The following is a 13,097-nucleotide window of genomic DNA, read 5'->3' on the forward strand; positions in this document are numbered from 1 at the left end:
CTACTCGGCACCGTGCGGCGCCGCGGCCGCCCCCAGCCAGGCGTCCAGCTCCTCCGGCGTCCGCGGCTCCGCGGCATCCGCGGTGAGCAGGCCCTGGGAGCGGAGCAGCCGTGCCACCGCCGTGCCCCAGGGGCGTCGCAGCCTCGCCTCGTCGAGCAGGGCGTCGTCCGCGAGGAGCTCCGCGACCGGGCCCGTCCGCAGTCCCGAAGGAGCGAGCACCGCCGCCTCGTCCGCCCAGCGCAGCGCCAGATCCACGTCGTGCGTGGCCATCAGCACGGTCGTGCCGGACTCCCGCAGCCTCCGGAGCGCGTCGAGCAGCCGCTCCTGCCCGTGCGGGTCGAGGCCTGCCGTCGGCTCGTCCATGATCAGGACCCGGGGACGCATCGCCACCGCGCCCGCGATCGCCGCCCGCTTGCGCTGCCCGTACGACAGCAGATGCGTCGGCCGGTCCGCGAGCGCCACGATGTCCAGCGCCTCAAGCGCCTCCCGGACCCGCAGCCGAACCTCCTCCTCGGGCAGGCCGAGGTTCATCGGACCGAACGACACGTCCTGGCCGACCGACGCGGCGAACAGCTGGTCGTCCGGGTCCTGCACCACCAGCTGCACGGTGGTCCGCAGCCGGGTCAGCCCCTTCCGGTCGTACGCCACCTCCACCCCGTCGAGGAGCAGCGACCCGCTCCCGCACCGCAGGCCGCCGCTGAGCAGCCGCAGCAGCGTCGTCTTGCCGCTGCCGTTGCGGCCGAGCAACGCGACCGCCCGCCCCTCGGCCACCGCGAAGTGCACACCGGACAGGACCGCGGGCCCGTCCTCGTAGGCGAAGCCCGCGTTCACCAGCTCCACGACGGGTGCCGGAGGGGGCGGAGGCGTCGTGGGCGTCGAAGACGTCACGGAAGGAACCTTTCCAGTACGAGGGTGAGGGCGACGAGCCCCGCGAGCAGGGCGCCGGACGCGGTCAGGAAGCGGCGGGAGATCGCGCACGCGGGCACCAGGACCCGCAGCGTCCCGTCGTACCCGCGTCCCGCGAGCCCCGACTGCAGGCGCTGTGCCCGGTCGAAGGCCCGTACGAACGTGGTCGCGCCGAGGCCCGCGAGGGAACGCCAGGTCGCCGCCCGCGTGGTGTGCCCGAGGCGGGCCGCCTGCGCCTGCCGGATCTTGGACATCGAGTCGAGCAGCAGGAAGATGATCCGGTACATCACGAGCGCCACGTCCACCACCGGCGCCGGCACCCCGGCCCGTACGAGCCGGGGCAGGACGTCCGACACCGGCGTCGTGAACGCGAACAACAGCACCCCGAGCGACGCGGAAGCGGTCCGCAGGAGCAGCTCGCCCGCCTGCACCGGACCGCCCGGCGCGAGGGCCACGAGCCCCCGGGGGCCGCCCACCTCGAAGAGCAGCGGAATCGCGCCCGTGACACAGAACCCGAGAGGGATCCGGAACGCCCGCCACAGCGCCCGGCCCGGCACACCGGCCGGCCCGAGCAGCACCGTGAGCGTGGCCGTCGCCACGAGAACAGCACCCGGCCACGGCGGCAGACCCACCGCGCACAACGTCAGACCGAAGCCGAGAAGCGCCTTCTCGGCGGGATGACGGCGGCGCCAGCGACTGCTGTGCGCCGCCGCGTCGATCGGCAACATCGGCGGCTACGCGTCCTGTCCGCCGGCGGACACGGCACCCGACACGGAACCCGGGCCGTTGCCGTTCTCCGGCGCCTTGGTCACAGCGGCGTCGGCCGCCTGAGCAGCGTCATCCGCCCGTGTCGTGCCGGCCGTCCCGGCAGCCTCCGCCTGGGCCGCCCCCTGCCGACGGCCGCGCCGCAGACCGAAGTAGTACGCCAGGACACCGGCACCGAGGGCCGCCTGCAGGGCGAACAGCGCCGACTCGATCTCTCCGGACGGCGGTTCGTACAGCGGACTGAACCACGGTTCGTAGTCCGGCTGGAGCTCCGTGATCGCCGTCTCCGCCTCCGCGTCCGCCCCGGTGAAGGGCTCCTCCTTGTGGTCCCCGAGCCCCAGCACGAGCGGCAGGACCGCCAGCGCCGCGACGACGAGCAGCAGCAGGGCGTTGATCTTCGCGTTCCGGCTCATCGCGCGGCCGCCTCCTCGCGTCGGTCCGTCCTGCGCCCGGCGAGGACGCCGAGCCGGATCAGGTCGCCCTTGCTCGACTGCGTGAGCAGCCGCATCACGAGCACCGTGAGCAGGCCCTCGCTCACCGCCAGCGGAATCTGGGTCACGGCGAAGATCCCGCCGAACTTGGCCAGGGCGCCGGGTATCCCGCTGCCCGGGTCGGGGAAGGCGAGCGCCAGCTGGACGCTGGTCACGCAGTACGTGGACAGGTCGGCGACGAACGCACCGAAGAAGACGGCCACCATCAGGGGCGTACCGAACCGGCGGAGCAGTACGTACGTCCCGTACCCCGCCCAGGGCCCGACGATCGCCATCGAGAAGGCGTTCGCGCCGAGCGTGGTCAGTCCGCCGTGGGCGAGCAGCAGGGCCTGGAAGAGCAGGGTGATCGTCCCCAGGACCGCCATGATCGGCGGCCGGAAGAGGATCGCGCCCAGACCCGTACCGGTCGGGTGTGAGCAACTACCGGTGACAGAAGGCAACTTGAGTGCCGACAGAACGAAAGTGAAGGCGCCCGAGGCGCCGAGCAACAGGGTGGACTCGGGATTCGACCGCACCTCGCGGGTCAGCGCGCGAACCCCGTGGACGACGAACGGCGCGGACGCGACGCCCCAGGCGGCGGCGTGCACAGGGGGCAGATACCCCTCGGCTATATGCATGGTTGGGAGACCCTCTCCAGCACCTCGTGGATGGACAACGCACCCTGGCCGGTCTCCTGGCTGACGGTCATGCCGGTCCGACTCCGCCTTCCCACACCACGACGATTCCCCGTCGTGGTCCAGTGGCTTCCCCGCGGGTGTTTCCCGCAGGGGTGGAGCCGGACCTCCCGATCACAGTGGCGAGGGCCGCACCGGTACTGCACCGGTTTCCCGTACACCAAGGCCCTGCGACATTAGTGCGTTGACCAGGTACATCACAACACGGTCGCCACCCGGTGCGGCCCCTCGCTCACTGCGCGCAGTCACTCCTTGCGATAGGCGTACGCCTCCGAGGCCGCCGCCGCCACCGCGTCGAGGTCCCCGCCCGCGCTCGCCGTGACCAGCGCGGCGACCGCGCCCTCGACGAACGGCGCGTCCACCAGGCGCGCGCCCTCGGGCAGTTCGTCGCCCTCGGCGAGGAGCGCCTTCACGGTGAGCACCGCGCTCCCCAGATCGACCAGGATCGCCACTCCGACGCCCCGGTCGACGCCCTTCGCCGCCTCCGCGATCAGCTCGGAGCTCGTCCCCAGCCCACCGTCCGGCGTCCCGCCGGCCGGGAGGACCGGCGCCAGGTCACCGCCGCCGGCGAGCCCACGGGCCAGCTCGGCCACCGCCGCGGCGACGGCGGCGCTGTGCGAGACGAGCACGATGCCGACGGAACCCGCGCCGGTCCCGCCACTCATGACGCCCCCTCGGTACGCGCGGTCCCCGCCCCCGCGGTCTCTTCCAGGGCGGCGAACAGCAGCGCCGAGGACGTGGCCCCCGGATCCTGGTGCCCCACCGACCGCTCGCCCAGATAGCTGGCCCTGCCCTTGCGAGCCCGCAGGGGTACGGTCGCGAGGGCGCCCTCCTCGGCGGCGGCACGGGCCGCGCCGAACGAGCCCCGCAGGCCCTCCACGGCCGGAACGAGCGCGTCCAGCATCGTCTTGTCGCCCACCTGCGCGCCGCCCAGCTGGGACACGGCGGCCACACCCGAGCCCAGGGCCTCCGCCAACTGGAGCCGGGTGATGCGCTCCTCGTCGCCCAGCGTCTTGCCGGTACGGCGCAGCAGCGTGCCGTACAGCGGCCCCGACGCGCCGCCCACGGTGGAGATCAGCTGCCGGCCGGCGGTGACGAGCACCGCGCCCGGCGTCGCGGGCGGCTCCTTGGCCAGGGTCTCGGTCACGGCGGCGAACCCGCGCCTGAGGTTGGTGCCGTGGTCGGCGTCGCCGATCGCCGAGTCCAGCTCGGTGAGCCGGTCCGCCTCCCGGTCGACGGCCTCGGCCACCGCGGCCAGCCACCGCACCAGGAAGTCCGCGCCGAAGTCCACGGTGGAGGTCTCCGTCATGTCGCTGTCCTCTCCCATCCCTCGTCTCACCGGCCCCAGCGCAGCGCGGGCGTCTGCACGGGCGCGTCCCAGAGGCGAAGGAGCTCCTCGTCCACCTCGCACAGGGTCACCGAGCAGCCGGCCATGTCGAGTGAGGTCACATAGTTGCCGACGAGGGTCCGGGCCACGGGCACACCCCGCTCGCCGAGGACGCGTTGCACCTCCGCGTTGAAGCCGTACAGCTCCAGGAGCGGGGTGGCGCCCATCCCGTTCACCAGGGCGATGACAGGGCCCGACGGGCGGAGGTCCTCGACGACGGCGTCGACGGCGAAGTCCGCGATCTCCCGGGAGGTCATCATCGGCCGGCGCTCGCGCCCCGGTTCGCCGTGGATGCCGATGCCCAGCTCCAGTTCGCCCTCCGGGAGGTCGAAGGTGGGGCTGCCCTTGGCGGGGGTGGTGCACGCGCTCAGCGCGACGCCGAAGGACCGGGAGCGCTCGTTGACCCGGCGGGCGATCGCCTCCACGCGCTCAAGGGGTGCGCCCTCCTCGGCGGCTGCGCCCGCGATCTTCTCCACGAAGAGCGTGCCGCCGGTCCCGCGGCGGCCCGCCGTGTACAGGCTGTCCTTGACGGCGACGTCGTCGTCGACCAGCACCTTGGCGACCTGGATGCCCTCGTCCTCGGCGAGTTCGGCGGCCATCTCGAAGTTCAGTACGTCGCCGGTGTAGTTCTTGACGACGAACAGCACCCCGGCGCCACTGTCGACGACGGCCGCGGCCCGCACCATCTGATCGGGCACCGGGGAGGTGAACACCTCCCCGGGACACGCCGCCGCCAGCATCCCGGGCCCGACGAACCCCCCGTGCAACGGCTCGTGCCCGGACCCGCCCCCGGACACCAGCGCGACCTTCCCCGCCACGGGCGCGTCCCGCCGCACCACGATCCGCCGCTCCACGTCGACGGTGAGCTCGGGATGAGCAGCGGCCATTCCGCGCAGCGCGTCGGCGACGACGGTCTCGGGAACGTTGATCAGCATCCTCACGGATACCTCCTGGTGAGACTAGCAGGCATGTGACTGAGCAGGCTTTTCGCAGGTCAGAATGGGTGAGGCCGGTTATTGATCTTGGCGGTTCATGGCGCCCGGGGGCGGTTTCGCGCGGTACTGATGCTGACCTGTTGCTGACTTCCCTGACTACATGTCAGGTCTGGCTTGTGCTGGATGCTCTTTGCATTCGTGCATGATGGCGCAATTATCGGCATGGGTGGTGGGGTCGTGCACCGGTGCGTCGCGGCAGGAAGCGGCCGATCCCTGTCGGCAGGTTTCGTGTGGCGCCTTAGGGCTCGGCGGCGACCGACTGGATGGCGAGTCGCCGTGTGGGGATGCATGCTCGAAACACGGGCCACGGATGAGCCGGCAGGCAATACAGTTCGTGGCCGTGGACTCCGCGGTGAGGAGTCCGTTGCGGCGTCCTGGGGAAGTGATGCGCGATGGGGCTGTCGGGCGGGGCGGCGGACAAAGCAGGTAACCGATACGAGGACTGGTGGACCGCGCTGAAGGTTGCGGACCTTCTGCGCGGAGAGGCCTCGCGGATCCGTCTTGAGCCTCCGGGACAGGCCGGTGAGGGCATCGAGTTCCAGCTCGTGGCCAAGGGGGAGACCTGGTGCGATCAGGTGAAGGACGTGGCTTCGAAGGGGCCATGGACGCTGAAATCCGCGGCAGCCCTTCTCACGGCCGTGTCCGGCCACCTTGCCGGCGGCAGGAAAGTGCGACTCGTTCTCTCGACCGGGGCGCCCAGACTGCACGACCTCGCCGGCCGTGCGAGGGCCGCTGTCACCCTCGCCGAGTTCGAAGAGATTCTCACCGACACCCAAGGGAGCGACTTCACGGTCCTGTGCGGCACCTGGGCCGATGACGGCAGACCCGTAGCCCGGGAGACCGCCTGGCGGTACCTCCGGTCCGCCTACGTGGAGCACTACCCGCCGGAGAACCTGCGCCAACTGGTCCACCTCACTTACGAGCAACTGTTCGTAGGGAATCCTGAGGGAATCGTCAGGCAGCTGAGCGGATACCTGGACGACAACCTCCACAAGTGGCTCACCGGGTCCGAGATCCGTAACCACTTGCTCTCTCTTGACGGAGTTCGACTCCGGCTGTTGGCCGGGGACAGCAATACGCTCAATTCCCTGGCGGACACCAAGGACGGGTTCCTGCGGCGCGTGCGTGGTACAGCACCCATCCTCGGACTGGCCGCGCGTCCTCACCTCGACCAGCTGTACGGTCGGTTGGTGGCGGAGAACGGTCCGCAGATCGTGTTGTGCGAGGGACGGGCGGGCTCGGGTAAGTCGACGGTTGTTGCGGATGTACTGGAACGCCTCGCAGACCAGGGGTGGCCGATCGCCGCTGTTCGTATGGACCAGGCTGATCTGTCGGTGCGAACGGCAAGAGATCTCGGCACCATGATGAATCTGCAGGATTCGCCCGGGATCCTGCTGCCCGGAGTCGCCGATGGAAGGCCAGGGCTCTTCGTCATCGACCAGCTGGACGCTGTCAGTCTGTACAGCGGTCGCATGGCGGATGCTTTCGAGGCCGTTGAGGGTGTACTCGCTCAACTCTCGGTCGCGCCGAACATCAAGGTGCTCTTGGTGGCCCGTACCGTCGACATCGAACAGGACGGCAGGCTCAGCAGACTGATTACGGCGGACGCACGAGCGGCGAGATTCCCAGTGGGGGAGCTGACCGAAGAGTCAGTGCGTGCCGTACTCGCCGCGAGTGGGAACGATCCCGACAGCCTGAGCCCGGTGACGCTGGAGCTATTGCGCACCCCTCTGCACCTGGCGGTCTTCAGCACCCTCCCCCCTGCCGCCCGCGCAGTGTCCTACCGAACTTTGCAGCAGCTCTACGGCAGTTACACCAAGGAGGTGCGCAGACGCGTCGGAGCCCGTAGGGAACGCTTCGACTGGCAGGGCATCGTCGGCGCTCTGTGTGCCTTCATGAGCGAACGGGAGAGCCTGCAAGCGCCCCTCGCTGTTCTCGACAGCTATGCGCTGGAGGATGTCGAGGCCTTGAAGTCGCAGGGGGTCCTGGTGGGCGACGAGGAACGCATCGGCTTCTTCCACGAGACTTACTTCGACTACCTCTTCGCCCGCTCCTTCCTCACCACCGGAAGGGACATCCACGACTTCCTGGCCGACTCCGGACAGCACCTCTTCAGACGGGCACAGACCCGCCAGATCCTCGAGCACCTCGCCGGCACGGACCGCGACCCGTTCCGTGAGACCACGACACGGCTGCTCGGCTCCACCCGGATCCGCTCCCACCTGCACGACGTGATCACCACCGTTCTCGCGCAGCTTGACGCGACGCCGGCGGACTGGCTGGCCATCGAACCGTTCGCCTGGGGCGCGAGCCCGGTGGCACGTAAGGTGCGCCGGTTGCTGGCGCTGCCCGCCTGGTTCGATGCCGCGGATCACGACGGCAGGTGGGAACGCTGGCTGGCCGCTGCCGAAACCGTCGATGCCGCGTTCGCCGAACTGCTCATCGCGGCGCGGCACAGGCCAGAGCGGGCAACAGAGCTGGTACGCCCCCGCATCAGCACCACTCCCGAGTGGCGACGGCGTCTCCTCAGGCTCATGGAGTGGTCCCTCGCTCCCGGCCTCGTCGACCTGGCTGTCGACCTGATCCGGACAGGACAGGCCGACGAGGCCCGCGGCCCCATCGCGAACAACAGCGACTTCTGGTCGCTGCTCTACGGCCTCCCCGAGACCGCCCCCGTTCCGGTAGCCAGGCTCGTCGGCGCCTACCTGGACCGGGCACGGACCCGGGAGCTTCCCGACAGCAGCCGCAAGCCGTTCGGGGGCGAGTACCTCGCGGCCCACTCGCAGACCGCGGCCACCGTCCTGTCCCAGATCGCGGAGGCCGCGCCCAAGGCGTACGTGGACAACATCCTGTCCTTCGTACTTCACACAGCAGAGTCCGACGAGGCCTTCGACGGGCGGTCAGGCAGTCGCTGGTTGTACCGACAACGGGACGGCAGCAGCGTCGGTGCCGAGCTGCTCACTGCCCTTGACACCGCCTTGCGCGCCCTGCCGGCCACCGACCCGGCCGCCGCGGCCGACGCCTTGACGAGACTGAGCGGATCGGCAACGGAGATCGCCCGCTTCCTGACCTGCCGCCTGTACACCACCCTGGGGGCGGCTGACGAGGCGCTCGACTGGCTCTGCAGCGACCAGCGAAACCTCCATTTGGGCTGGGTCGACAGTTCCCGCTGGGCCTCTCGTGAACTCATCGCGGCCGCCACGGCCGACTGCACCGACGACACCCTTGACCATCTGGTCGAAGTGCTTCTCGGGTACTACCCGACGACGGAGCAGCGCCGAAGAGTGAAGGGAGACCCCAGCCGTTGCGGCTGGGGCCAGTACGAACTGCTGTCGGCGATCGACCCCGTACGTTGCAGCGACAAGGTTCGACGGAGGCTCGACGAGCTGGAACGGAGGTTCCCCGGAGCCACCCCGTCCCCGCCTTCGGGGGTTGTCACCGCGTGGGCCGCTTCTCCGATCAGCGACCATGCGGCGGCGCACATGACTGACGAACAATGGCGTCGCGCTTTGGACAAGTACGCCAAGCCCCGGGCCGAGCGGTCGTGGCCGCCCCAGGGCGGCGCGCGCGAACTCGCCGGCACGCTCCGCACCCGAGCCGGACAGGAGCCCTCGCGCTTTGCCGCCTTCGCCCTCACCCTCGGGCCCGACATGCCCGGGGCGTATCTGTGCGCGATCGTGGAAGCAGCCGCACCCCATCTGGACAGTGGGACATGGGAGAAGCTGGTCCTCCACACCCACCGGACTCTCGGCGAAGAGGCAGGCTCCACGGTGTGCCGTGCGCTCCAGGCCACGCCCGACCGCTTCACCTCCGCCCAGCTTCCCCTCCTCACGAGCTACGCGGCGGCCTCCAGCCCCGAGCGGGACACCCGCGACCTGGACGCAGAAGGCACCCGCACCGATCTGCTGACCGCAGGTCTGAACGCCACCCGGGGGCAGGCAGCCATCACGTGCGCGAGCCTTCTCTTCCACGATGCCCGCCACCTGCCCGAAGTCAGACCCCTCACCCTCCGACTCGCCACCGACCCCGTACTCGCCGTCCGCGTTTGCGCCGCCGAAGCCGTCCGCGCCTTGATGAACCACGATCCGCAGACCGCGCTGGACACCGCGGACCAGCTGATGACGCACCAGGACCTCAACGTCCACAACGCGCACACGACCCAGCGCCTGCTCATCGGAGCTCTGGCCCGCGACCCCGCACGATTCGCCCCCCACCTTGACGCGGCCCTCCATGGTCCACGGCAGACGATGGAGCTCGCAGGACAGACCTGGGCCGTGGTGACGCTCCAAGGAATTGGTACGCCGGGCTTGCCCACCACGGTGCTGCAGCTGGACACCATGGCCCGCCGTGGCGCGGCCAGGATCTTCGCCAGCAACCCCGACCACTACACACGTCTCCTGCCTCTGCTCGACGATGAGGACGAAGAGGTCCGCAACAACGCATCGGCCGTGATGAGGCACGCCTTCGACCTGCTTCCCTCCCAGGCCGACGAGCTTGTCCAGGCGTTCATCGCCAGCAAGGCTTCCCCCGCCAACGTGGGGGAGCTCGCCTTCGCACTCCACGACGCGACCGGCCCCCTCCCGCCGGCGGCGTTGCACGCCTGCGAGCACATCGTCGGCCAGACGGGCGCCGATATGGCCGACATCCGAACTCGTCATGCGGCTCACGGCCGCTACGTGGTGACGGCGGTCCTGCGGCTGTACCGCCAAAGCCCTCCCTCCATGCGCAGCCGTTGTCTGGACATCATCGACGCCCTCTCCCGGGCCGACGTCCCAGGTCTTCACGCTGCGCTGGAAGGTGAACGCTGACCTCATCGCCACGTGATCGTTTGGCTGACGCCCGGAACTAGGAATTGGCCACCGAGGCTGGAACGCCCGGAACCACGGCCGACCACCGCTTGCTCCTTCCGCCCGCTGCCGCCGACCCGCTCGGGGACCCTGTGCCCTCCACAGACTCCCCTCGTCGGCATAAGAAGATGCGGCAGTTCCGTCGGCGCTTATCGGAGGCACGGTGGTCAGGAGCACCTCCAGGGAAGCGCTGCGTGACTTGTGGAGTCCTCCGTATGGGGTTGGAGGTGGGTAAGCCCTCTGCCGCTGGCTGAGGAAGCGTAAGGGCAGGCGACAAGCGGTCAGCTTGAGTCCCCAAGAACCTGGGGAACGCTGCCCGGATCTGCGCCTCGTTGTGCCTGAGGAAACATCCTATGACCTACAAAAACAGGGTGAGGGAAACCAATTTTAGAGGTGCGTCGATGCTGCGTACTCTGTTCAAGTCCAAGATCTGACTATTTGGCGTCGCCGCAGGTCAGGGGCATCATGTGCCCCCCTCAGGTCAGCAAACGGTCAGCACGCGTCCCCGCTGTGTCCCCGCTTGCTGACCTCCGACCCGCAGCAAGGCGCCTGAGCACGCTTCTTGGGCTGGAACGGATGGTCCGACACATGGTCCGACAGCTCGCCCGCGGCATGGGGCCCTTCTTCAAGGGCTGCGCCTGCGCGAAGCCGACCCGCTGCCCTCACCCGTACATGATCCGTTTCCGGGACGCGCTCGGCCGGCAGCGTGAGGAGTCCGGTTACGGCACGCAGGACGACGCGATCGAACGCCTCACACAGCTCTACACGGAGAAGACGACGACGGCGCCGTCGGTGGCGGCGGCCCGCCGGGAACTAGGTCAGCTGACCGTGGAGGAGTACGCGAAGCAGTGGCGGCCCCGGCAGCGCAAGGTGACGGATTACTCCACGGGTGAGCACGTCGACAGCTCGATCAACGTGTACGTTGTCCCCCGCCTTGGATCGCGCAAGCTGAACTCGGTCACGCCGATGGTGGTCGAGCGCTTCCTGGACGAGATGGAGAACGACGGGGTCGGCCGAGGGAACCAGGTGAACATCTTCCGGATCCTCAAGACCATCCTGCGGGACGCGTACGCCAAGGGGCCATGATGGACGACCCGGTAAAGGGAGTCCAGGAACCCGAGTATGTGCGGGCAACGGTCGCCATCCCGTCCCTCGGCTACGTGAAAAAGGCGCTGAAGGTTGCCGACGAGGACCTTGCGCTGGAGATCGTCATGATGACGGGGCGCGGCCTGCGGAATGGTGAGGCGCGGGCGGTGAACGTCCACAATGTCGTGGCGCAGGACGTGTACCGGGTGCGCGAGCAGATCCACTCGAACACGCTGAAGCCGGCGAAACTGAAGCACCGCAAGGTGGGGGAGTTCCGGGAGGTGCCGCTGCCGCGGTCGGTGCGGGAGGCGATCGAGCGGTACACGGCCAAGCACGGCACCATGCAAAAGGGCTACCTGCTGCGCGGCCCGGGCGGTTATTTCACGGAGGGCATGGAGCGGCGCCGGGTGAAGGCGCTCTTCAAGAACCTTCCGCCGGAGGAGGGGGTGGGGATGTACGGCTTCCGGCACTACTTCGCCTCGAACGCCCTCGGCAGCGGAATCCCCATCACCGACGTGGCGGAATGGATGGGGCACAAGTCCATTGAAGAGATGTATCGCACCTACCGGCATCTGATGTCGGGCAGCATCACCAAGGCCGCCCGGATCCTGGACGCCGGCCTCTGGGAAGCAGCCTGAGGAATGCATGGAGTACGAAGGACTCTTCGATAGGAGAAGAACAACGGGTCGTATCCGGACTCGACCAGGTGCGTCACATGCGAGTGACGCAGGCAGTGCAGCGGCCGGGTGACGCGTGGGGTCGCGTAGTTTCTTGGCCCATCTTCACAGGCGCGGGGGAGTAGTTCGCGACCCAGCTACCGCCGGACCACCCTCGCGTGGGCGGGCAGCAGGCTGCATGAGCTGCGGTTTCATCGCAGCCGCAGCTCGACGGTCATGCGGTGGTCTGAAGCCCTTGACCTGGCGTCGGGGGGAGACTGCGGGGGCCCGTGCAGCGGGCGCCTTCCTCCTGTACGCGCAGGCGCAGTTCCCGGTCGGCCGTGACCACCAGGCACGGTCGGCCGTTCGCGCTCCGGACCAGTTCGACGATCAGGTCGTCGCCACTGCCGGCAGCCTCCTCGACCCGCACGTCAGGTGCGGAGGCAACGCCCCGAGCACGGCCCTCGACGACCAGGACGATCTCGTACGGACTGGGGAACGGCCCGTCGACCGGACCGCCGGCCGCGGCGAGCCGGTCACGCAACCGCTCGGCGGCCCCACGCCGATCGCGCCACCAGCCGTCGGGCACCGACCCTACGACGTTGGCCCCGTCCACCACCAGTAGAGGACGAAGGGACAGATCCTCAGCATTCATGGCCCCAGGATGTCAGCCCGACCATCCGGTGCCCCTCACACGACGACCACTCCCGGACAGGCGAGGAACCGCCACTCGTACCGCGAGGAGGAGATCGTCATGTGGTGGAACTTCATCGGGCGTTCGAACGAGGATATCGGACAGGCCCGTTCGGACTGGATGAACGGCTCACGATTCGGTGAGGTGAAGGGCTACGACGGCGGTCCGCTTCACGCCCCGGAACTCCCCGCTACGCCGCTGAAGCCACGGGGCAGGGTGCGCTGATCTGCAACTTTCGGTTCTGCGTGGCGGTGTGTCGGTGCGGCCATTCGCTTCCGGTTGCCTCCGGGGCGGAATGTGTCCGCGCCTTCCTTTGGCTGCCTCCGCTGCGGGTCGTGACTCTCAGGTTTGACTATCTGTGGTCAGCTTCAGTCGGACGGATGCTGACTCAATGCTGACTTTGATGACGGTTCGTCAGTCAGTTGCATGCTCCCTCGCGGCTGAGCGGATGCTTGGGCGGGAGACCACGTCAAGGCGGAGGGGCACGGCCGGGGTGTGGCAGGTGGATCGTCCATGCTGAGCTCCGAGGAGACCGGAGGAGGACTACGGCCTGATCTCGGTGGCCCTGTAGGAATTCCACAACGTGGCGTCTGCCC

11 protein-coding genes, 1 pseudogene and 1 riboswitch are annotated in these 13,097 nt (G+C 69.2%); of the genes and pseudogenes, 4 read left to right on the forward strand and 8 right to left on the reverse strand.

What is annotated here, in order from left to right; all coding sequences use genetic code 11:
- The 7 genes from OG259_RS37150 to dhaK all read right to left on the reverse strand — a co-directional run bounded on the left by OG259_RS37150 (window position 1) and on the right by dhaK (window position 5,164).
- Window positions 1–888, reverse strand: coding sequence for an ATP-binding cassette domain-containing protein (locus OG259_RS37150; protein WP_328946257.1), 888 nt, complete (start codon window positions 886–888; stop codon window positions 1–3).
- Window positions 885–1,634, reverse strand: a complete 750-nt coding sequence (gene cbiQ, locus OG259_RS37155; protein WP_328946258.1) for a cobalt ECF transporter T component CbiQ — start codon at window positions 1,632–1,634, stop codon at window positions 885–887. Before cbiQ ends, OG259_RS37150 begins: the two co-directional genes overlap by 4 nt.
- 6 nt (window positions 1,635–1,640) lie before the next feature.
- Complete coding sequence (locus OG259_RS37160; RefSeq protein ID WP_328946259.1) at window positions 1,641–2,084, reverse strand: energy-coupling factor ABC transporter substrate-binding protein; 444 nt, start codon at window positions 2,082–2,084, stop codon at window positions 1,641–1,643.
- Window positions 2,081–2,779: an energy-coupling factor ABC transporter permease gene (locus OG259_RS37165; protein ID WP_328946260.1), complete on the reverse strand. Its 699-nt coding sequence runs from the start codon at window positions 2,777–2,779 to the stop codon at window positions 2,081–2,083. Before OG259_RS37165 ends, OG259_RS37160 begins: the two co-directional genes overlap by 4 nt.
- Before the next feature lie 29 nt (window positions 2,780–2,808).
- Window positions 2,809–3,043: riboswitch (cobalamin riboswitch) on the reverse strand.
- A gap of 38 nt (window positions 3,044–3,081) precedes the next feature.
- Entirely contained in the window at window positions 3,082–3,501 is a 420-nt protein-coding gene (locus OG259_RS37170) for a PTS-dependent dihydroxyacetone kinase phosphotransferase subunit DhaM (protein ID WP_328946261.1), read from the reverse strand.
- Entirely contained in the window at window positions 3,498–4,145 is a 648-nt protein-coding gene (dhaL, locus tag OG259_RS37175) for a dihydroxyacetone kinase subunit DhaL (RefSeq protein ID WP_328946262.1), read from the reverse strand. The genes OG259_RS37170 and dhaL overlap by 4 nt, the downstream gene beginning before the upstream one ends.
- Window positions 4,146–4,171: 26 nt before the next feature.
- Window positions 4,172–5,164 (reverse strand): dihydroxyacetone kinase subunit DhaK, encoded by a 993-nt coding sequence (gene dhaK, locus OG259_RS37180; RefSeq protein WP_328946263.1) that lies wholly within the window; start codon window positions 5,162–5,164, stop codon window positions 4,172–4,174.
- Between the two features lie 446 nt (window positions 5,165–5,610).
- Between dhaK and OG259_RS37185 the strand changes: the two genes are divergently transcribed.
- The 3 genes from OG259_RS37185 to OG259_RS37195 all read left to right on the forward strand — a co-directional run bounded on the left by OG259_RS37185 (window position 5,611) and on the right by OG259_RS37195 (window position 11,789).
- Window positions 5,611–10,026: a hypothetical protein gene (locus OG259_RS37185; RefSeq protein ID WP_328946264.1), complete on the forward strand. Its 4,416-nt coding sequence runs from the start codon at window positions 5,611–5,613 to the stop codon at window positions 10,024–10,026.
- Window positions 10,027–10,653: 627 nt separating this feature from the next.
- The gene (locus OG259_RS37190; protein ID WP_328946265.1) at window positions 10,654–11,151 is read left to right on the forward strand and encodes a hypothetical protein; all 498 of its coding nucleotides are present in this window, start codon (window positions 10,654–10,656) and stop codon (window positions 11,149–11,151) included.
- Complete coding sequence (locus tag OG259_RS37195; protein ID WP_328946266.1) at window positions 11,148–11,789, forward strand: tyrosine-type recombinase/integrase; 642 nt, start codon at window positions 11,148–11,150, stop codon at window positions 11,787–11,789. Before OG259_RS37190 ends, OG259_RS37195 begins: the two co-directional genes overlap by 4 nt.
- Before the next feature lie 253 nt (window positions 11,790–12,042).
- On the opposite strand, the gene OG259_RS37200 is transcribed toward OG259_RS37195, so the two are convergent.
- Complete coding sequence (locus tag OG259_RS37200; protein ID WP_328946267.1) at window positions 12,043–12,462, reverse strand: NTP pyrophosphohydrolase; 420 nt, start codon at window positions 12,460–12,462, stop codon at window positions 12,043–12,045.
- A gap of 84 nt (window positions 12,463–12,546) precedes the next feature.
- On the opposite strand from OG259_RS37200, the pseudogene OG259_RS37205 reads away from it, so the two are divergent.
- Window positions 12,547–12,726 (forward strand): annotated as a pseudogene (locus tag OG259_RS37205) (pirin family protein); the annotation flags it as partial.
- Window positions 12,727–13,097: the final 371 nt, after the last annotated feature.

Origin of the sequence: Streptomyces sp. NBC_00250 (assembly GCF_036192275.1) — a bacterium.
In the GTDB taxonomy this organism is placed as follows: Bacteria; Actinomycetota; Actinomycetes; order Streptomycetales; family Streptomycetaceae; genus Streptomyces.

Excerpts from the sequence above, each read along its gene's own strand:
- cbiQ (WP_328946258.1), bottom strand. The coding sequence starts at position 1,634 with ATGTTGCCGATCGACGCGGCGGCGCACAGCAGTCGCTGGCGCCGCCGT.
- OG259_RS37160 (WP_328946259.1), bottom strand. The coding sequence starts at position 2,084 with ATGAGCCGGAACGCGAAGATCAACGCCCTGCTGCTGCTCGTCGTCGCG.
- OG259_RS37165 (WP_328946260.1), bottom strand. The coding sequence starts at position 2,779 with ATGCATATAGCCGAGGGGTATCTGCCCCCTGTGCACGCCGCCGCCTGG.
- OG259_RS37170 (WP_328946261.1), bottom strand. The coding sequence starts at position 3,501 with ATGAGTGGCGGGACCGGCGCGGGTTCCGTCGGCATCGTGCTCGTCTCG.
- dhaL (WP_328946262.1), bottom strand. The coding sequence starts at position 4,145 with ATGACGGAGACCTCCACCGTGGACTTCGGCGCGGACTTCCTGGTGCGG.
- OG259_RS37185 (WP_328946264.1), top strand. The coding sequence starts at position 5,611 with ATGGGGCTGTCGGGCGGGGCGGCGGACAAAGCAGGTAACCGATACGAG.
- OG259_RS37190 (WP_328946265.1), top strand. The coding sequence starts at position 10,654 with ATGGTCCGACAGCTCGCCCGCGGCATGGGGCCCTTCTTCAAGGGCTGC.
- OG259_RS37195 (WP_328946266.1), top strand. The coding sequence starts at position 11,148 with ATGATGGACGACCCGGTAAAGGGAGTCCAGGAACCCGAGTATGTGCGG.
- OG259_RS37200 (WP_328946267.1), bottom strand. The coding sequence starts at position 12,462 with ATGAATGCTGAGGATCTGTCCCTTCGTCCTCTACTGGTGGTGGACGGG.